The organism is Mesorhizobium sp. M0292, assembly GCF_040321695.1.
In the GTDB taxonomy this organism is placed as follows: Bacteria; Pseudomonadota; Alphaproteobacteria; order Rhizobiales; family Rhizobiaceae; genus Mesorhizobium.
This window is the reverse complement of sequence record NZ_JAMYSB010000019.1, coordinates 68,461-88,273: the sequence shown is the minus strand read 5'-3', so window position 1 is coordinate 88,273 and position 19,813 is coordinate 68,461. Positions and strand designations below refer to the sequence as shown.

The following is a 19,813-nucleotide window of genomic DNA, read 5'->3' as shown; positions in this document are numbered from 1 at the left end:
GGCAGGTTTGGCAACGCTCGACCCAGATCTCGAACTCCTGCTTCAGTACGAGCCGCAGCAGCGCCTCGTGCAACTGATGCTCGATTGGAGCGGCTCTGACGAAGATCTGACGAAAAAAGGCATCACACTGCTGGCGCCGATCGAAGATGGAACGGCTCTTGTCGAGATGTCGCTGGGCACAGTCGGGCGGCTGCTTGATGATCCCGACATTGGTTACCTGCAGCTTCTGCCGAATTTCATCCCGGAGCTGGATGTGAGCCGCAAAGTCGTCAACACGCCGAACGAAGTCGTCACCGGCACGGATGGAAAGCAAAGTTTCAAGGGCCTGACTGGCAAGGGCGTCATTATCGGGCTGATCGACGCCGACATTGATGTTTTCCATCAATCACTGCGCAATCCCGACGGCTCGTCGCGCTTCCTGACGCTGTGGGACATGAATCCCCGCGGCAAGACTGCCCCGATTGACGGTCTGGGCGCGCCAGACGGCTTCCAGAAAGGGCTGGTCTATTCCAAGGCCGATATCGATTTTGCGCTTAGCAAACCAATAAGTGGAGAGACCAAGCAGCAGGCAAAGCGCCGAGAAAAACTTTCGGGAAACCTCAGGATGCTGCGCGGCAGCGGACATGGCACTCGCGTGGCGAGCATTGCGGCAGGCAACGGTCGTCTGAGCACCGGAGCCTACAGCAAAACTATAGGCATTGCGCCCGAGGCCGACCTGATCGGCGTGGTCAAGCGCTCTCCGCATGACTGGGCGATGGCGATGCGCTTTTTGCGCAAGCTGATGCAGGGCAAGCCCGCGGTGATGAACCTCAGCGCTGGCGAGCATCACGGTCCGCACCTGCCGGATGGGCAGGTCGAACGCTGGTTCAAATCCTTTATCGACTCCAGTGGCATTTCGTTGGTCAAGAGCGCCGGCAATGGCGGCGGTCTTGGCGGACACGCCACCGGCTTGATCAAGAAAAACACTGCCGTCAGCCTGCAGCTGACGATGACCGCAGCGGTGGCCAAGCGTGCCTCGCGGATCCGCGTTCAGATCTGGTACGGTTACGGCGGGAGCGATCCCAGGTTGGGCGCTACCATCACTCCGCCGAATGGTTCAACCTACGACGTCCCCTACGACGGACTTTGCACGGCGCCGGCTTCGCTGATCATGGCAAGCAATCGAAAGCGACCGGACCAGCTTGGGCTCGGCGCGGTGGTCCTGTGGTTAAAGCCGATAGCCGGGACATGGACGATCCGGCTGAGCGCACCCAAGACCGCCGACGTCAAATGGCACGCGTGGATAACATGGGGCGCGTTGCTTCGTCGCGGTGTCAGCTTTGGACCGGCGGGCCTGGTGTCGGACGCCACGACGATCACCGTTCCGGTCGCCGTTCCCAACATGGTAACTGTCGCCTCTTTCGTGACCAAGGACCGCAAGGGCAATGCCATCACCGATTACAAGATCGCAGGCAGTTCAGCCCAAGGTCCGGCGGCGGACGCGGTTACCCCGGCACTGACACTTGCCGCACCGGGGGAGTTTGTCGTGGCTGCGATTCCTCCCGACCCAAAGAAAAAAGAGCCGCCGCCAGGCACCACTGATCGTTATGATCTGGGAGCCGGAACCAGTTTTGCCGCGCCGCATGTCACCGGCGCCATTGCTCTGATGCTGGAGAAGAATCCGACGCTCACGCCAGCGCAGATCGTCACCATCCTGCGCACGGATCCAAACAAGTCTCTTGACGACAATGTCTGGGGCGCCGGGAGGCTTGACGTCGACAAGGCCCTGAAACTGGTCACCGCGCCCTGATCAGGCCCTGCGCGGTCCGGCGCCAAGCATCGTTGAATTCTTTCCAGGTAAGCTTGTCGGTCGATTAGAAGCCGCTATTCCGAAGCAATTGCGATCGGCAATTAATTCCTGTTATCAGTCATCTCGTCGTCAAATACTGGACCGAGCGGTGAGCGCCAAGAAATTCCAGGAGCAACTACACGACCTTGCCGTCCACTTAGGGGAACAGCAAGAGACGCTCTTTGCTGAATGTTTCGGGACCGATTGGCCCGATGAGGAATCGACGACCGCGAATCTGTTTGGAGCGCTGGTCAATTCGACCCGGCTTGCCGCGCGTGGGCCTCTGCAGGAGGGACGGGCTGGCGTGGTCCTGCGAGCCACCTTCACAAAGAAGCGCGACGAGGCCGAGAACGGGGTTGATGTTCTCATACGGTTCGTTGCGACGAACCTGAGTGGCGCATCAGCACAACGACTTTGGTTCAGGCGAAGAAACTCACCCCTGGCAAGTCCATGGGCCAAAACGACCATAACCGTCTGACTGATCAGCTGAAAAAGATGCTGGCCTATACGACCGAAGCATTCGTCCTCATTTATTCGAAAGACGCGGGGATTCAAGTTGTCCCCGCAGTCGCGGCACTTGCGCTTGGAAGCCGGGATCTTTTCGATGTGGCGGCGATAAGTTGGCCTTGGTGTCTTTCAGCGGTGTTCAGGGGGCGAATGGGAGAAGTCGCCGGGTCGCGGGTTCCCGGGAGTGACTGGGAACCCATGTTCGAGCTCGATATTCTTGCTGCTGCGGTTCGTGAGAAACCCGCGCCTGCGGCACTGGCGGCGGGAGGCTGAGCGATAGCATAAACCGCGGGAACACCCGCTTGAAGGAGGACAAGGCAGCAATGATACTCCGTGCTGTGTCGGTAGCCGTACAAATTGCGGCAGGATCTGCAAGCCGATCTTCTACCGTACTTTCCTGCCTGCCAGAGAGCGACACGGCACCGCTAACGGTTGTATTGCCCGACGTCCGATACTCGAATTGCGCATCTGGGTAAAAGCAACGCTCGCCATGACAGAATAGGAGGCATCGTTGGCGAAATTTGACTTGGGTTAGATTTCGCTTGCAGGTTCCAAAACAGTAGCTAAGGGTTGACAGCAAGAGACGATCCTGAGAGGAGACTGCTGTGCCCATCGAGCCGACAGATTTGGCGGAGCCTCCCGAAAGCAATTCAGATGATTCGATTGCACTTGCGTTGTCAGGTGGCGGTTATCGCGCGATGGTGTTTCACGTTGGCGCTTTGTATCGTCTCAACGAAGTAGGGCTGCTTGGCAAAATTGGCAGGATATCCAGCGTATCGGGAGGTTCGATAACCTCCGCGTATTTGGGATTGCGCTGGAGCGAACTTCAGTTCTCGGGCGGCCAAGCGGCTCGATTTGACCTGTTCGTCGACGGGATTCGAGCTATGGCGGATACGTCTGTCGATGTCGGAGCCATATTCGGGGGCATTTTTCTACCGGGCACGATCAGCCAGCGTCTGGCCGATACTTACGACGACGTTCTGTTCAAAGGGGCAACCCTAAGACAGCTGCCCGATGACACGGCGGATACGGCTCCTCGTTTCGTGATCAATGCCACCAACATTCAATCAGCTGCGATCTGGCGCTTCTCGCGACCATACATGGGCGACTACAGGGTAGGACTTATCAGGAACCCTGACGTGAAGCTTAGTGTCGCAGTCGCTGCGTCTTCTGCGTTCCCGCCCTTTCTATCGCCCCTGACATTGCCAATCTCACAACCTGCCGAGCCTGTAGAGGGAGCCGACCTAAACCGCCCTCCATTCACGACAAACGCAATTCTGAGCGACGGTGGGGTCTACGACAATCTCGGATTGGAAACGATCAAGCGGTTCGCAACGGTCCTGGTTAGTGATGCGGGACAAAAGATCGTTGCCGAAGAAAATCCACACCATGACTGGCCCCGACATTCCCTTCGCATTCTTGATACCGTCGACAATCAGGTTCGCAGCCTGCGTAAACGCCAGCTGATAAAGTCTTTTGAGAGTGGTGAGCGGAGCGGGACATACTGGGGCGTCCGCACGAACTTCGACGACTACAAATTGACCGACGATCCCTTGAAGTGTGCGTCGCGAGATCCAACTTCGCTTGCCGAATTGCCAACCAGGCTTGAACGAATGCCCCGTGCGGTTCAGAACAAGCTGATGAACTGGGGCTATGCCATCTGCGATGCGGGCCTGCGTGCGCATCTTGGAGAGCCGCTTCAAGCAAAGCTTGGGATATCAATCACCGCGCCTGCCAAATTTCCATTCCCTGGCGATTACTAGCCAGAACGAGTTATGTGCACCTACGGGCAACGCTTCAAGCAGATGCCTAGTCTGCTTTTGTTGCCTTCTGCCTCCCGCACGCCTTTCGCAATCTGCCCAATCGATCTGTCAGGCTGTCGATTGCCGACCTTGGCCGACAAATCTCCACCCGTGTCACAGCATGCGGACCGCCGCGGACGGGGACAGTCGGTCCCGCGTCCCGGCCTGCGGCCGGCGCTATGCTGACGCTCCTACAGCTGTCCCGTTCACCGCCCGCTACGGGGGCGAATTTCCTCCGTCCTGCGCGCGACAAATGTCCGCTGTTGCGGACGCGCGCAGAACTGCGGCTTATACGCCGTTTTTCCTTGGAGCGCCGGCAGTCGCCGGCGCCGACCGCATTCTCCTGAGCAACCGTCTCCGTCAGTGTCGCCAGCAATCGCTTCGGAGTTGACAGCCTAGAGCGGCTTTCCGGCGCGTACCATGACACGCGCAATAGCGAGTTCGGCTTCATTCTGGGCATTCTCTTTCCAGGTCATGTTGGTGTCGACGTGGCGAGAGCGACGAAAGCAAGCGCAGAAGACCAAGTAGCGACAAGTCGAGCGGCACGCCTCGCCGGGGGCGCTGCTTACCAGTCCACAAGGTGTTCCCCCAGGTAGGTTCTATCGAGCTCCGTCAGAAACACCTTTCTGAAACGCCACATGCGCTCCCTGAGAAATCCCTCCCTATCCGCGGATGTCACATCGTGGATGCCGTCCGGAAGAGCGACGACAAAGATTTGCCGTCCCTCCTCGCTTTCTGTGACTTCCGGTTCGCCCTTTGGGGCCGAGGCTGGAAATACCCCGACGGTTGGAGCGGCGAGGGTCTTCTTGTCGTAAGAAACGGAGACTTGGACGGCTTTCAAAGTTGGGTCGCTCTCAAGGACGTCGAGAACTTGCTTGAGAGATGCTGCTTCATAATTCTGAATTAGATCGAAATAGGCGCCCTCAATCCCTAGGTCCTTGAGTTTGGCAAGCCGGGCACGGTGATTTTTCACGATTACAAAGAAATCCTCGTCGAAGAACTCACAGCGGAAACTAATCTCATCTCGAAATGCGCCTCGACCGACATGATCCGACACCTCTTCCTCATAGACGCGCAGTGCCTCCAAGGGGTCGGTGGCTTGGATAATCTTGCCGAAGGCCTCGGCGACCTCTTCCATCTCGCCGCGCCTAGGGGTAGTGCAGGTCAAATTCATACAAGATGGAAGCACCTACATTAAGGTTCATAGGTCATACGTAACAGACCAGAACGGCTCGCCTTATAACGAATTTTTTCTCTTGGTCTTTGCGGGAAAGGAAGATGAGCAGCGATCGTTCCTGCTGTCGTCGGCCGATATGCTCAAAGAGTTCAACGAGATCAAGGACGAAGGCAAAGTCCTGCTGCGGTTGCGCGGAGCCCAGCTGATCAACGGTAGCAACTATGAAATCAAAATGCGTAAGCCCGCACTCGACCGGATCGAGCACGCGCTAAAGAATGCTGACTTCCTGGCAAACCGGCGGTTCATCGGAACCACCCGGTATGTCCAATTGAGTCCTGATCAGATCGACCACGACCTAACGATGCCACTCCATAATGGGTGGGGAGACATTCGAAAGGAGTTTTTCAAGGGCAAGAAGAAGCTCCAATCCACCTTGTACCTGAGGCCCGAGGATGAAGGGGAAAGGCCAGCGCGTTGCCCGAGCCCCGTGCTCTCGGGCAGTCGCTTCTGCGAGTCAAGCTGCCCCGCAGCGCTCGGCTAGAGTGAGAGGCTGCGGTCTTGGCTGTGTGACGGGTTGACAGTCGAGAGAGAGGCTCTCGGCGACCCGTCTTGGAGATCAGCCATGAGCAATGTTGATGGATGGGGTCTTAAAGAAAATCAGATAGTTATGAACTGTCGTGTGCAAAAATTGCACACGACAGTTCTGCTTCTCTTCTTTTTTCGTTCCCACGACAGAGCCGCCTACAGCCCTTTCGGACGCTCTTCTGCCGACGATATCGACCGCTCCTATGCGGATGTTCGCCGGGATAGCCGTGACCCTCATTGTCCGCTGCGGCGTTCAGTTTGCCTGGGTCCAGCAGGTCGAGTTCCTCATAGAGGCCGGTCGCTTGTAGCTGGTCGTGCACATAGCGCAGCGCCGAAAAATCCTCGATGGCGAAACCGACTGAATAGAACATCGTGATCTGCCAGGTCGACTACCACGTTCCATTCGGCGGGCGGAAAGCCTCATCCTATGGACCCGATGAGCAAAGCAGCTACGCGGGGGAATTCTATACGACCGCCAAGACGATTTACACACAGCCTTAGGGCATTGGGCGACGGGCGCGTCTTTGCGCCAGCGTGGCATGGGGAGCCTGCTCGGCATGGCTGCTGCCTCAGCAAAAGCTGAAACCCCAGATTGATGGCAAGCCCCGAGCCAGTGTCGTGTCGACGACGGTGGGCGCCTATCCGGGCGTGCCGGACGAAGAGTCGCTGGCAATGCTACAAAAACGCTCAGACGAATTATCCGGTGCAGTTTCCTTATCTTCATTGAATGCGTGGTCTGTTTTTTAGATCTCGAAAATTAGATATTCTTATGATAGCCTTACCGCACAGCACAACGGGTTTTATGCTCAAAAAGAACAATCGAATCCAATACGGTGGATTCAAAGTGCTAGAGCGATTGCTGTGCCTGTGCACGCCGTTTCCCTGTGGATGGAATCTGGTATGATGGCTCCTAATAGTATCACTCTGTCTTGAAAGTTCGGGAAAGATGGCTCGGCTTCTATGGGTGTTGGCTGCAATCCTCACGCTTTTTATCGGCACCGGCGTGACTCAGGCCCAGAATTCGTCGTCGAGCGCGCCATTCCTGACAAGAATCGAGGTCGTTGAATTCAACCCAAAAAGCATAAGGCGCGATCAAGTCGCAACGGCACAAGTTTACATAACATTTCAGAATGACGCGTCTTTGGCCATAACCCCCGAGGTGCGTTCCTTTATTGCCAGCAGGCTGTCGGCTTTTACAGTCATCATTTTTCCGTCTGACATTCCATCGGCAATACCTTTGACTTTGACAGGTATTAGGACAAATAAGCTCAGCAACGGTGAATCCTACATACTTGTTGAGGCCGATCTTTCCGTACGAGGAAATATCGTCGGCAGACTCAATAGTCTGTTGGGCGAGCAACTGGCCGTTTCAGTGGTGGACGAGGGGTCGTTGATAAAATCCAGGGCTGCCATATTGGAAGTATCAGGTTTTGGTAAGATTGAAAATTTGTTTGCAATCACTGCACTTATTTTGTTTTCGGGGACGATATTTTCAATTTTTTCATATTTTTATCTCAGAAGAAAAGGAGCTGCCAAAAAGGATAATGAGCGGGCCGCGGAACTGGCGGCGCGCGCGCAACGTGCGGACAACTGGATAGTGAACACAAGCTCTGCCGAGGCGACGGACTCAGTTCCGCTGAGACCTGTCCCGCAAGTTCCCGCGGCGCTTCTAGACGCGCTCGCGCGCGGTTCGGCGGTTCTCGGTATCGGCGCAGACCTCGCGGTGAAGGCTGGCCTTCCCACCTGGCGCGAGTCGATGGTCGCGATCAGTGAACATTTCGCAAGTTCCATTCCGCCCGCGCTTAAAAGAACGATCGCCGAAGTTTTGCAACGAGACCCGGACATCAACCAGATTTCGAACCTGTTCGATGCCTTGCTGACCGTGGTGCCGCGCGAGAGTCTTATCGCCGAAATCCGCTCCCTTCTGAAGGACACCGCAACGGTCGATCTCGAACTGCACAGGAGACTGGCCAGCTTGCCCTGGTCGGGAGTGCTTTCGTTCACCTTCAGCGATATCGGCGAGGACATTTTCTCCGCAGCGTTCGATAACTCGGGCACGACGTCGAAACGAAAAATAGTTTTGATGCCGGAAGAAGGGGCGGCATTGCGTGATGCGTTGCTCGAGAAACGTCCCTTCTATCTGAGGGTCTTGGGTAACATTAACGGAAGCAACCTGTCGCTCACCCTTGCGGAGTATCGGCAGAACTTGTTGCTCTCGCCGGAATATATGCGCCAGATCGCCTTGATGCTGGACACACGCTGCTTTTTCTTCGTTGGCATGTCGTTGCAGACATTGAAGGAATATTTGCAGGCTTTGAACTCTCCACTGCAGTCGCAAGGTGCCCGTCATTTCGCGCTCGTGCCCTATTCGCCCAGCAACGATCTGAATGCAGCGTCACTCGCCCGGTATGGTGTGGAGGTTCTTCAATATCGCGATCCCGATGACCGGGCGGTCGATCTTTTTGTCACCGACCTTTTGGCCAAGTGCGTCAGGAACAGTCCGCCAGCAACGAGTAAGGCAAGTATAGATCGGGAATTCGCATCTCAGAGGATCCAGCGGCTGGAACTCGAGAACATCGGTCCTTTTCAAAAGCTGCTGGTCGACTTCACGGCAGACGGCAAGCCAGAGAGCACCGCAGAACTCTGGACCGTGATCATGGGTCAAAACGGTGTTGGTAAGTCGGCTATCATTCGTGCCATTGGAATCGCGCTCATCGCCAGCGAGGAACGAATCCAGCGAAGCGCGGGTTCGCTACTTAAGGAGGGATGTTCAAGCGGCAGGATCGTACTCGGTTTCGGGAAGCAGACCTTTGAAATAAATTTCGTCAAAGATCGTGGCACGAGAGCCGTCGGTCGAAAGATATCGCCGGTCGAGGCAGGGCAGGCGCTGGTCCTGGGTTTTCCATCTTTGCGGGGCGCACCGGCGCCCGAGCCGGGCGGACCTCGCACCCTGGCGAAACGGCCTCCCGAACCGGCCGACGTGGCGCCGCTGATCCTGGCCGACGTTGATCCCCGTATGGCCGACTTCAAGCAGTGGGTCGTAAACATTCTGAGCCAGAGCGCGCAAGGGTCCGCCAAGGCTGCGGCGATCCGCAAACTGCTGGATCAGATTGTCGCCGACCTTGTTCCCGGCGATTTCGTCGGTTTTGCCGACCTGGATGAAAGGACGATGCTGAGGCTTCGCTGCCTGGACGCGAAGAAGGAGAGTATTGCGTTCAACTCGGTAAGCCAGGGAATGTCATCGATCTTCAATTGGATCGGTGTCCTGATGCAGAGGCTTTATGACGTCTACGAGATCGAAGAGGATCCGCATCTATGCCCCGCTATTGTTTTGATCGATGAGATCGATGTTCACCTGCATCCTGACTGGCAGAGGCGGCTGGTGTCGCTCACGAAGCAGTTCTTTCCAAACGTTCAAATCATAGCGACCACACATTCCGCCCTGATTGCCAGTTCGCTTTATGCCAAGGAAGTCCGCTTCGTTGAACGAACGGCTGACGGAGGTACTGCAATTCGCAGGCCGGCGCAGGAAACCTATGGCAGGTCCGCGGATCAGATCATGCAAAGTGACCTGGTGGGCTTACGCAACGCACGCTCCGCCGAAGTCGAAACGAAGATCGCCGAGTATCTGGAGCTTCACAACAAGCTGAAGCGCGATCCAGCCGAGGACGAGACCTTCGTTGAGCTTGGAAAGGAGCTCGCGAAGGTGGGATGGTCGGGCGTTGAGGCCAAACCCCAAATATCAGTTAAAGCACTTTCAAGCGACGAGATCGCCAAATTTCGTGACTCTTACAAACAACAGAGTGAGTTGTGATAACGTGCGCAAGATTCAGAAGACGGTTGTGCCCGCCGAATACCAACAGATATTGGATAAGGCGTTGGAACTGCGCAAAAAAGACATCGCTGATTTCCGTAAGAATCCTCCCCTGAAACCAACAATCGGAGAGTATTACAAGAATTTTCGTGAATTTATCTTGAAAACACACCTCCAGAAATGTGCCTATTGTGAAAGCAAGATCGAAAACCAGCCTGGAGATGTCGAACACTTCCGACCCAAGGGCAGGGTGACCGATCAATTCGGTAACATCGTCAATACAAGTATCGAGGGCAAGAGTTCTCCGCATCCTGGTTATTTCTGGCTGGCCTATGATGTGGACAACCTTTTGATGTCGTGCATCGACTGCAACCGGCGTCGCAAGCACGCGTTCGATGACGGAGAAGGTTTAACCTCCTACGGTAAGGAGGATTGCTTTCCGATAAAGGGGAAGCGGGCCTACAGTCCGGAGGATCCGTTGGATCTCGAGTTACCGCTCCTGATCAATCCGGTGCAGGAAGATCCGTTGACCCATCTCGAACTGGAGGAAACTGGTTTATTGAAAGGCCGAACCCCAGAGGGCGAAGCCACCATCAGCATTCTTGGCCTCAACCGCGAGAATCTTCGTGAAAACCGGCTGGATATGATGATGGCGGCCGAAAAATTGGTAGGCGATCTGATGGCCGCAAAGACGCATCAGAACCAGCGAATGGTGGCTGATTGTGAACGCAGAGTATATGAAATCGCTAAAGAAAAGGCCGCATATACATTGGCATGCTGGAAAGGCTTGCTGAGAGGGCTGGCACCTCACAGAGATCTGTTGAGCCCCAATGTTCTAGATCTCATTGTGAAGTCACATGAGGCCCGCATGACGGCCGACAACTTCGGCGGAGGCGGCTGATATCCTAGTCGACCGCGTAAGTTCGCCGGGATGTCCGTAAACCGAATTGTCCGCCGCGGTTTCCAGTCCGCGTGGGGTTCTTGGAAGCTTTTCGAACTTTCTGTCTTACTCCTCCAGCCGAATTACACGTGCTGATGAAGGAGATTGGAACGTCCGGTTACGCCGTGGGACAGACTTGATCATGGAGGCGTCCGCTCACGATCGGGGGGGGGCGAGTCGGAAGACCGCTACATTGCCAAACCCACTATTGAGGAACCGGTGTTTTCTTATCGGCGACGGTCCGAGTAAGCCTCGCCTAGCACCAAATCCTCGAGGACGCGAAGTGTCGAAAGGCATCGGGAGGAGGGCTCCGACGCTGAACCAAAGTAATCACGCTCTGCAGATCGGCGGGCGACGGTATCCCGACTCGTCGCGGAGAGAAGCTGCATCCCGAGCATACTTAATAGCGGGCTCGGGTTCCGATTCGAGTCCGCGCATCTCGCGGTTGAGAAAATGAACGCCGAGCCGACATACTGCCCGGTTTCCCGATCGGCCAGCAGCGCAAATGTCGGTTTGCCAGCTCCTGCTCAACTCTCAACAGATCGAAATTCCCGATCGCGTGGCATTTTTGCCTTCAGCCAGTTGGTCGATGTTCCGCTGCGATAACTGGAATAAGGCAATAGTGACCGCGCCACCTGTGCGGCAAGCGCGAGCGCGCCCGTTTTGCCGCGGCCCTTCAAACGAGGTTGCCGGAGTTCCGCAGTTTCGCAAGCAGCTTGGCAGCGGCCTCGCAGTAACTGGTAGATATTTGCTCGCCCATCGCCAGAGAGTACCAAGCCCTTATTTCGGCAATCCAGCCTTCGCCTCCGTCGATAGGCGCCGAGGTAAGTTGTCCGTCTCTGTCCATGACGATCGCGACAGTGCCTTCCGCACCGTATCCAATTGCCGCCATTCTCTGAAATCGCATGTCGCCGTCGAGACGGACGTCGAAAACGGGCGATTCATACCGTCGGTATTGGCGAGCGATTGCTCAAATAAGACAAGTTCAACGTACTGCACCTTCATGTTGCGACTATGAGGGCCCGGGTGCAATCGGCAATCCACCCCACACCTTTTCACACAGGAAGGCCATAATATGCCACCGCGCAATCGCACCTCCGCGCGCGGGCCGTCCACACGGAGCACTCTAGCCGCGCTGCGGGGGCTTTGGGGTAAGGGCGACGGCCAGGCTGGCAATCAAGTCCACCGGCAGAACAAAGTAACAGAAAGGCCGCCTACGCGTATGGCGTGATCGTGGAACTGTGCCTAGGCGCTTCCGTTTGTCTCGCTTTCCTCGTCGATTCGCACCGGCAGGTAGGCGTTGGTCTCCAGCCACTCGCGCAACACGCTCTGAATGAGGTCCGACCGGCCAATTCCCATCTCGGTGGCGATCGAATCCAGAGCGACCGCGACCGCAGGCTTCAGGGGCACGCCAGCGATGTTTCTCAGCAAGAGGGCAGCGTGACGAAGGATGACCTGCAAATCCGCTCGCGAGATATCCGCGATGCGATCGGCGGCGCTTTCAAGCTCTTCGGGAAAAGAGCGACGGATCATTGTCCGCCGCGGCGTCGTTCTCGGCGCAGATTTGCCTTCTCAAACTCAGCGGCGAGGTGGGAGGCAGCGCGCTCAGCTGCCCGCTCAGCACCTTCACGCTGTCGTTCCAACTCCGCTGGCGGATAGTACGCCTCGAGACGAGAAGTCCGGCCAGCATCAGTTATCGGCAAGTGGCTCCAGTACTCAACAGCACCAGCCGGGCTAGAGGCCAATTTATCTCTAATCGTTTGCCAAACGTCCCGCACGCTCATCGACCGAGGATTGCTGAAACATTGGCTACACGCAAGCCATAGCGAAAGTGGCGCGAAATGCGTGCGCACTCCCGCACGTCCCGCCAGCGCCCTTCCGAGTGCACATCCGCCGTTTGCTGGCTGTCGTAGCCAAATTTCCGCCTTGCGACTTGCACTGCTCGATGAGGCTTAGAACCCGCGACGTCACGTCTACGTCTCGTTGACGATCGTGCCAACACGGGTTTCCGGGCCTAATGAGTCGCCGACGCGCACCTTGGCCATGAGTTCAAGGATGCGGTCTGTCAGCGCCTTCTCTACGCTGTCGTGGACAATCAGCCGGCTGTCGGACGCGCAGCACTGGCCGGCATTGTGCAAACACCGTGCTGTAGTCTAAGCTTTCACAGCGAAATGTATGTGGTTTCCGTGGTCATTGATCGTGGCATCATCGAAGGAGTGCGGGCTACCCCCATCGAAGTTGAATCGGTTTGTTTTTTGGCCAATCTTACGGGAGTCGAAAATGATCTCGTCGATTCCAAAGGAATCGACGACAGATTGTATCGCAACCTTTGGCAAAAGCCTCCCGGCGACATCCTCATTCCCGATGTCCACGGCTTGGCCCAGTTGGTGGAAGCTGCCGCCGCCAGGGCGAACAATCGAGCTTATTTCGATGAACGTATCGACAACGCTTGCTAAGTGAAGAACGAGTCGCCGAAGGGAGGGTGTTGCTGAACCATCGGTTCCGGTACCAAGGAGCATGCCTCGAAACTTGTCTTTCGGAGGTTGGAAACGAATCTTGCCGTTGGCAATATGGTCACGAAGTAACTTGGTTACTTCGTCGTCGGCTGCCGGGACCGATAGAGCGGCCATAGCCGAACCGTCGCCATTGAATGCATGTCCCCGGCCCGCGTAGAAGATCAGGTAGGGCCCGGGTGGCTTGTAGAATGCCCCGGCCTTCCTCGGAAATCCATGATAGTGTACGAATTTGGTGTCGGGATTGCCACCGATATACGTTGGATGCGCCCTTACCTCTGCGCCCCAGTCCGGATCTGATGAGTGAGGATTGAAGAAGTGCATTGCGCCCAAAATGACGCTGGAACCACCGGCGGCGCGCCGTTTTAAATGCGCGTCAACGATCGCAGACACCTTCGGTGACGGATCCAATTCGCGCCAAGTTCTGTTCGGCGTCTCAAGGATCGGCGAAAACTGAAACTTCTCGTCGATAACCGCCTGGATGGTGTTTTCAAATTCTTTTGAGTTATCGACCATTCGATTGAACACAGTATCAACTACTGCGCCCACCCCGTCGACAAGGACCTGCTCTCCAAACGTTTCAAACACCCCCACTTCCTTGCTGCACAGCCGACCCAGCGCATCAACGTCGTCGGGCTCCACCTTGATCACGACCCCTTTGAAGTCGGCGGGGATATCGCTGAAGCTCGCGTCTGAACCATCGGGCAGTTCGACCGAAAAGTCGCGGAGAAGCGTCGCTGCCCGGTCCAGGCCTGCCTGCAGTGCATCACCGCAACGCTCTAGGAACGTGGAGACGACCGCGTCAACCCCGGCATTCACCGTCAGCCCGCCGCGATTGGCCAGCAGGTCCTGAAGCGCGCCTGCGCTGAGCCCGAGCTTATCCACCATATCGCCGAGCTTTTTGGTCTGCGCTGAAGGCTCCCGCAGTGCCATCGCAGCCTTTGCGCCGAAGATATGGGCAAGGTACAGGTCGATCGATGTTACGAAGCGCTGCAGGTCCTTGGTCAAGACTTCAGCATCCTGCCTGCTCTTAAGTCCCACAGCGAGACATTGCTGATCGGGAAAACTCAGTCCCGCGTCACGCAACCCCAGTTCCCGTCCACGATCGCTTTCCGCGATAAGCTTCCAGCTATCTTGGGTAAACCTATATGGCGCGACAGCGCTCTTGCTGTCCTCCTTCGCGGTTATGACCCCATTTCTCCAGTCGTCTCTGCTCTCCACATGGGCAACAGCTAACAGGTAGCCCGCATTGGTTTGGAGGTCCTTGGCAACGGCGACGGCGACGGCCGCCAGTTCCGTTTCATTTATCGAACGGAGGAGTTCTGCTTCACGCAGGTTATCCTGCCGCGTCCATCCCTTTGTGCCTTGGTCGTCAACACTGACCCAACGTTTGCCGTCCACAGAACTCTCATCGAGCACGGTCAACTCTGTCTCGGCCAGAACGAAATGATTGGTAAGCTCTCCTCCCGCTTTCGATCTGAGAAAGAAGCCAAACTTCGCGATTGCTGTCGTCATTGGCGTGCTCTCATTATTAGCTCACTATCAGGTCAAAAGTCTTCTTGTCCAATATGCCTGTGATGGGCAACTGCTTGCTTTGTTGAAACGCCTTAATTGCCTCGCGCAAATTAGGTCCAAAGCTATCACCTTTTTCTATCTTTGCCACTATTTCGGGAGAAATCTTTTCTTCATTCAAGGTCGTAATAAAGCGCTCCTTGAATTCCACGACGTTCTGAGCTTCCGGGAATACGAACATCTCAAATGTGTTGTCAGCCCACGCTTTGCAACGCGCCTGCGACCCCTTTGAAAGTATCGCCAGGCGTTGATCAGGCCCGTTGATGGTTCTGGGAGGATCACTGCCTGGTATTTTGACGGTGTAGGCCCAGGCAAGCTTGAACTGCTCGATGGCGAGCCTCGTCTTGCTCTCCAGACCGCCGAAGTTTCCGTCATCTTTCACGCAAAGCGCCTGCTGAATAAGCTTGCCATCCGAAAGGTCAATGTCCCTCTCATAGTTGGTTATAGCGCCGGTGATCCTCGTGGGACCACGTGGTGTTACGATGATGGGTGAATCAGGATCTTTTGGTACGAATTGCGCTTGACCCCGCTCGCCATTCCTCAGGGCAGCATTTGGAGAAACTTGCATGCCGCCCACAGTCAGAAGCTGCGGCGCGGGCAAGGTGCTTGATGTGTCGGCGACGAAGTCTGTGTTGTCGACCGCCTTGTCGATGAGCGACGTGATAGTAGATATGCGGCAAAGGTCGAGGTAGCCGGCGACCGCATTCATCGCCAGGATCTCATGATCATAGTCGCCGCCACGCCTCATTGTCTGTTCTCTGTAGGCAGACTGAGCCCGGTTGACCAACTGAAGAACGCGTGATGGCCCAAGATCCACTAGGCGAATGATTTGATAGTTGTCGACAGTTGATTGGGCGAGCCCCAAGGAAGCCGCTACATAGCCTATCGCTTCCACAGATGTTCCCGCGAAGGACATTATGGATATAGCCGCAGTGCCTACGTCCTCGATCTGGTTGTGCGTGGCGCGCAACTTCCGCTCAGCAACAAACAGGCTGTTCAGAAATGGTTTGCAAAGGTCCTCGTCGACATAATCATAGCCCCCGAGCACGACCAGTTTCCAGTCAGGCGATTCAAGACTAGGCTTTGCCGGGAGCCCTGAATACCGGACCATCGAGGCGACCACGTCCACCCTGTTGCTTGCGGCGGCCCTTACCCGATCTGCCCGAAGAACCATTGAAGACGAGGGGTCCGTCGTACACGCACTAAGGACGATGATCGCCATCAATGTTAAGGTCGAACAAATTCTTTGCGTACCGCTGCGAAACCGCATTTTTCGCCCCTAGTTGTGGCACTCAATTTGCAAGCAATTGCCCTGCCATGGCGGACAAAGGCAAGGAAATGACCGTCATGAACGCGCCGATTCGGGCCGCGATGCAACGTCGCGCAGCCGCTATACGCACATCTATCAACTGATTATTGCGCTCACCTCTTTTTGCTTCGACGTATCTGAATGGAAAGTCAGCATGGGTCGGTATTTCGGACGTTCCCGTAAGGAGCCATCGTGTTCGGAAAATCCGTCCATAACTATGCCAGCAGGAACGACGGCTTAAGATGCGTTCGCGACGGCAGAAGCTGCCAGCCTGCTTGCAGCCACAGGCTGGTCTGCTAGCTGGAAGAACGCACCCGTCCTGGCAAAAAGAGCGAAGGCGGCCCGCTCTACGATTCAGCAGGCTGTGCTCGGATGGCGATCAAAAGAGGCGCAGAGTGCGACACTGCTGGCGATTCCGTCGAGATGAGACGAATCGTAACCGAGTGATTTTACTTACAGTCTAGCCATGAGGCGGGCCTTACGTTACTCTTAGAGTGAGGTCTTATCTTACGATCGAATTGTCGCATCTTGATTCCGCTTGGGTGGGGTGGGGGATTGCAATGCTCGACATTCCGCGGCCGTCACTGCGCCCATTGCGGATCTATGCGACTGATCCAGCGCGCGGTTACAAAGCCGCTCGAACGACCACCATCAGCATTGAGAATGAACCGCTCGATGCCGGGCCGATCGGCGCCCGCCTAGAGGTCGTCGACTACGACGCTGGGAATGACTTGTTTTACGATGCCGTCAATCTCGACCATGCTTCTATCCTAATGCAGTCTGGCCTCGCGCCTTCGGAAGCAGATCCGCACTTCCATCAGCAAATGGTCTATGCGGTCGCCTCGCGAACCCTGACCAACTTCGATCGGGCGCTCGGTCGCCGAGTTTCGCTGAAAAAGAGCGACGTACGGAACAAGCTGCGTCTGCTTCCGCACGCTTTCGAAGGTGAGAATGCCTTTTACGATCGCGATCTACACGCGGTGCTGTTCGGCTACTTCTCTGCTGACCCCGCCAAGCCTGGACGGAACATCCCCAATCAGACGATTTTCACCTGCCTCAGCCACGACATCATCGTTCATGAAATGACGCATGCGATCGTCGATCGGCTCCGCCGCTATTTTCTGGAACCGTCAAATGTCGACGTTCTGGCGTTTCACGAGGGCTTTTCTGACATCGTGGCGCTTCTCCAGCACTTTTCCTACCGCGATCTGCTGATCGATGAAATTCGACTTGGGGGAGGCGATATCGTCGATGGTTCGCTGCTGGTGAACCTGGCAAGACAGTTCGGCGAAGCAACCGGCACCGGCAAAGCTCTCCGCTCGGCGATAGATACGGAAACGCCCGACCCGCGCCGCTACGGCAATGTGACCGAGCCGCACGCGCGGGGCGCTATCCTGGTGGCGGCGGTGTTCGATGGGTTCCTGGCCACGTTCAGGTCACGCATTGCGGACCTTGTTCGCATCGCCACAGGGGGCAGTGGGAAGCTTCCGCCGGGCGAACTCCATCCCGATCTCATCGCCAGGATCGCGAGCGAGGCCGCACAGACGGCGCAGCGTCAGCTCAATATGTGCATCCGCGCGTTCGACTATCTCCCGCCGGTAGACATAACTTTCGGGGACTATTTGCGAGCGCTGGTGACCGCAGATTTCGAACTCGACCCAGACGACGCCTGGGGGCAGCGCGCAGCACTAATCGAAGGATTTCGGCGCCGCGGCATCTATCCCGATGGGGCGACGTCGCTCGCAGAGGAATCGTTGCGCTGGCCTGCCGCCGACCCCGAAAAGGCACCAATGGTCGACAGCCTCAGCTCCCTCTTGCCGGAACTGCTGCGGCGTGAAGCGGCTCGCTTCACAAAGATCTCGACTGACCCCAAGATTGCGAAACGGTCGGATGAGCGGCCTGCGTCAATAAGCGATGATATGAATGAGGAAACCGGCAGCGACTCGTCGAAGATGATGCGGGACGCGCTGGTCGCTTATGCGCAGCAGAACAGCAAGGCGCTGCAGCTCACAGGGCGCCGGGATGTGTATGTGTCGGCATTTAACGCCGTATTCCGCGTCGCGCCCTCCGGTGCGCTCCAGATCGAGCTTGTCGCGCAGTTCGTCGAAACTGACAAGACGACTGCCTCCGACCCCGAATGGGGAGGCGTTCCGGTGAGGGGAGGCACCACTGCCATCATCGGGGTCGACGGGACCTTGCGCTACGTCATAGCGAAGCCCTTGCCAGCGCATACGCTTGACCCTGCGATTTCGGCCCGTGCGGATGCTCGAGTGGCCAAGCAGCGTGCTTTCGTCGAAGATCTCGATGAGGCTGATCCACGAACCAACTATCTCGACCAGTCCGAGTTTAAAAACCGCATGGCAGCACGGATGAGCCTTCGAGCACTACATGAGGATGCGCTGTGATGCGACACACGATCCGGATGTATGAGGTCGGGTTCGGTGACTGCTTCTTGCTAGGGTTTCACGATGATGCTGGCTCGAAGTATGTGCTGATCGATTGCGGGACGATCACCGAAAAGAAGGCGCAGCTCGATAACATTGTCTCCGACATCATCGAGACTTCCGGAAAGCGCCTTGCCCTGGTGATAGCGACGCACCGGCATAAGGATCACGTTTGGGGCTTCGATGATCCGCGCTGGGCCGACGTCGAGGTGGGCGAAGTTTGGATGCCTTGGACGGAGGATCCGACGGACACGCGCGCCACCCAAATCCGCGAACGCCATTCGGCTTTGGCGTTGGCACTTGCCGGCGCACCTAGCAACCAAAATCCGCTCGAAATCACGCCAGCACGAGAAACGGTCGCTCAGGCGAGGGCACGCAACCTCCAAGCCATCGCGCTGAACGCGTTGACCAATGAAAAAGCAATGACCACGCTCCACAGCGGCTTCGCCGGGGCGCCCCGGCGGGCGTTTTTGCCCACTGAGAATACGACCTGCGAAGCTCGGACAGTAAATGGCCTGGCGGGCGTTACCTTTCATGTGCTTGGCCCGACGCACGATGCGAAGGCGTTGGCAAGCATGGATCCGCCCGAGGGCGCGGGATATCTGAAATGGCCGACACGCATTCCAAAGCGGCGCGTCGGTCCGCCGTTTTCCCAGCACTACCAGATCAGCGCCCCCAATTACGTACCTCTCGGACCTCGGCGAACATTTCGCTTCGAGGAAAGGGCGGCAGTCAAGAAGGCGCTGGTTCAGCCCTCCGGCGTGTTGGCGGCGGCCTTGGATAAGGCCATTAACAACACAAGCCTGGTCATCGTCGTGGAGGCGGATGGCTACTTCATGCTGTTTCCGGGCGACGCGCAATGGGGCTCGTGGCAAGCGATCATGGCCGATCAGAAATGCCGCGCGGTCCTTGAGAAGGTAGACCTGCTCAAAGTTGGACATCACGGCAGCCACAACGCGACGCCGAGGGCTTTGGTCGAGGAAATCATCCCCAAGCCATTGACCGCGTTGTTCTCGACCAAGCCGGTAAAGCAATGGCCGAACATTCCGCGGGCGAAGTTGCTGGCCGCACTCAACGACCGCCACGCGAAAATCGCGCGGACGGACGCCGAACAGGACGTAACCGGCGCGCCGTTCGAGGTGTCGAAGGGGCTTTACATCGAGTGGACTGGGTGAGGAGCGGAGCAATCGAGGGGGATTGAATTATGGACGGCGCAGCTTGGGTCACTTTGATCACGCTTGTCATGAGCGTCATCTGCGTCATTTTGTATGTCGTACAGAGCTCTGGGCTCTTCTCTCCGAAGCCAGTTGCGCCGGCTAAAG

General features: G+C 56.6%; 13 protein-coding genes and 1 pseudogene. 8 read left to right on the top strand and 6 right to left on the bottom strand.

Translation table 11 applies throughout. The features are described 5' to 3' along the window. Positions 1-7: 7 nt before the first annotated feature. From NKI96_RS24560 to NKI96_RS24550, 3 genes are all read left to right on the top strand, one after another. Positions 8-1,789: a S8 family serine peptidase gene (locus tag NKI96_RS24560; protein WP_352806685.1), complete on the top strand. Its 1,782-nt coding sequence runs from the start codon at positions 8-10 to the stop codon at positions 1,787-1,789. Positions 1,790-2,278: 489 nt separating this feature from the next. After that, positions 2,279-2,608, top strand: a complete 330-nt coding sequence (locus tag NKI96_RS24555; RefSeq protein WP_352806683.1) for a hypothetical protein — start codon at positions 2,279-2,281, stop codon at positions 2,606-2,608. 332 nt (positions 2,609-2,940) lie between these two features. Next, positions 2,941-4,098, top strand: a complete 1,158-nt coding sequence (locus NKI96_RS24550; protein ID WP_352806681.1) for a patatin-like phospholipase family protein — start codon at positions 2,941-2,943, stop codon at positions 4,096-4,098. A 604-nt stretch (positions 4,099-4,702) separates the two neighbouring features. Here the strand turns inward: NKI96_RS24550 and NKI96_RS24545 are convergent. Continuing rightward, positions 4,703-5,275: a hypothetical protein gene (locus NKI96_RS24545; RefSeq protein WP_352806678.1), complete on the bottom strand. Its 573-nt coding sequence runs from the start codon at positions 5,273-5,275 to the stop codon at positions 4,703-4,705. A 19-nt stretch (positions 5,276-5,294) separates the two neighbouring features. On the opposite strand from NKI96_RS24545, the gene NKI96_RS24540 reads away from it, so the two are divergent. After that, positions 5,295-5,855 carry a hypothetical protein gene (locus NKI96_RS24540; protein ID WP_352806676.1) on the top strand — a complete coding sequence of 187 codons (561 nt, stop codon included), beginning with the start codon at positions 5,295-5,297 and terminating at the stop codon, positions 5,853-5,855. Positions 5,856-6,162: 307 nt separating this feature from the next. Here the strand turns inward: NKI96_RS24540 and NKI96_RS24535 are convergent. Next, positions 6,163-6,279: pseudogene (locus NKI96_RS24535) on the bottom strand (ornithine cyclodeaminase); the annotation flags it as partial. Positions 6,280-6,845: 566 nt separating this feature from the next. Here NKI96_RS24535 and NKI96_RS24530 point away from each other — a divergent pair. Both NKI96_RS24530 and NKI96_RS24525 read left to right on the top strand, forming a co-directional pair. Then, positions 6,846-9,713, top strand: coding sequence for an AAA family ATPase (locus tag NKI96_RS24530; RefSeq protein ID WP_352806673.1), 2,868 nt, complete (start codon positions 6,846-6,848; stop codon positions 9,711-9,713). A 4-nt stretch (positions 9,714-9,717) separates the two neighbouring features. After that, entirely contained in the window at positions 9,718-10,614 is an 897-nt protein-coding gene (locus tag NKI96_RS24525; RefSeq protein WP_352806670.1) for an HNH endonuclease family protein, read from the top strand. Between the two features lie 1,284 nt (positions 10,615-11,898). Here NKI96_RS24525 and NKI96_RS24520 read toward each other — a convergent pair. From NKI96_RS24520 to NKI96_RS24505, 4 genes are all read right to left on the bottom strand, one after another. Further along, positions 11,899-12,186: a hypothetical protein gene (locus NKI96_RS24520; protein ID WP_352806668.1), complete on the bottom strand. Its 288-nt coding sequence runs from the start codon at positions 12,184-12,186 to the stop codon at positions 11,899-11,901. Positions 12,187-12,626: 440 nt separating this feature from the next. Beyond that, complete coding sequence (locus NKI96_RS24515) at positions 12,627-12,791, bottom strand: aldehyde dehydrogenase family protein (protein WP_352806665.1); 165 nt, start codon at positions 12,789-12,791, stop codon at positions 12,627-12,629. Between the two features lie 15 nt (positions 12,792-12,806). Further along, positions 12,807-14,681 carry a cell wall hydrolase gene (locus tag NKI96_RS24510; RefSeq protein ID WP_352806662.1) on the bottom strand — a complete coding sequence of 625 codons (1,875 nt, stop codon included), beginning with the start codon at positions 14,679-14,681 and terminating at the stop codon, positions 12,807-12,809. 16 nt (positions 14,682-14,697) lie between these two features. Then, entirely contained in the window at positions 14,698-15,786 is a 1,089-nt protein-coding gene (locus NKI96_RS24505) for a peptidoglycan-binding domain-containing protein (RefSeq protein ID WP_352806660.1), read from the bottom strand. Between the two features lie 821 nt (positions 15,787-16,607). Here NKI96_RS24505 and NKI96_RS24500 point away from each other — a divergent pair. Next, positions 16,608-18,452 (top strand): gluzincin family metallopeptidase, encoded by a 1,845-nt coding sequence (locus tag NKI96_RS24500; protein WP_352806657.1) that lies wholly within the window; start codon positions 16,608-16,610, stop codon positions 18,450-18,452. Continuing rightward, the gene (locus NKI96_RS24495; RefSeq protein WP_352806654.1) at positions 18,452-19,666 is read left to right on the top strand and encodes an MBL fold metallo-hydrolase; all 1,215 of its coding nucleotides are present in this window, start codon (positions 18,452-18,454) and stop codon (positions 19,664-19,666) included. The genes NKI96_RS24500 and NKI96_RS24495 overlap by 1 nt, the downstream gene beginning before the upstream one ends. Positions 19,667-19,813: the final 147 nt, after the last annotated feature.

Coding starts and splice junctions, on each gene's coding strand:
- NKI96_RS24555 (WP_352806683.1), top strand. CDS start 2,279: ATGGGCCAAAACGACCATAACCGTCTGACTGATCAGCTGAAAAAGATG.
- NKI96_RS24545 (WP_352806678.1), bottom strand. CDS start 5,275: ATGGAAGAGGTCGCCGAGGCCTTCGGCAAGATTATCCAAGCCACCGAC.
- NKI96_RS24530 (WP_352806673.1), top strand. CDS start 6,846: ATGGCTCGGCTTCTATGGGTGTTGGCTGCAATCCTCACGCTTTTTATC.
- NKI96_RS24520 (WP_352806668.1), bottom strand. CDS start 12,186: ATGATCCGTCGCTCTTTTCCCGAAGAGCTTGAAAGCGCCGCCGATCGC.
- NKI96_RS24510 (WP_352806662.1), bottom strand. CDS start 14,681: ATGACGACAGCAATCGCGAAGTTTGGCTTCTTTCTCAGATCGAAAGCG.
- NKI96_RS24500 (WP_352806657.1), top strand. CDS start 16,608: ATGCTCGACATTCCGCGGCCGTCACTGCGCCCATTGCGGATCTATGCG.
- NKI96_RS24495 (WP_352806654.1), top strand. CDS start 18,452: ATGCGACACACGATCCGGATGTATGAGGTCGGGTTCGGTGACTGCTTC.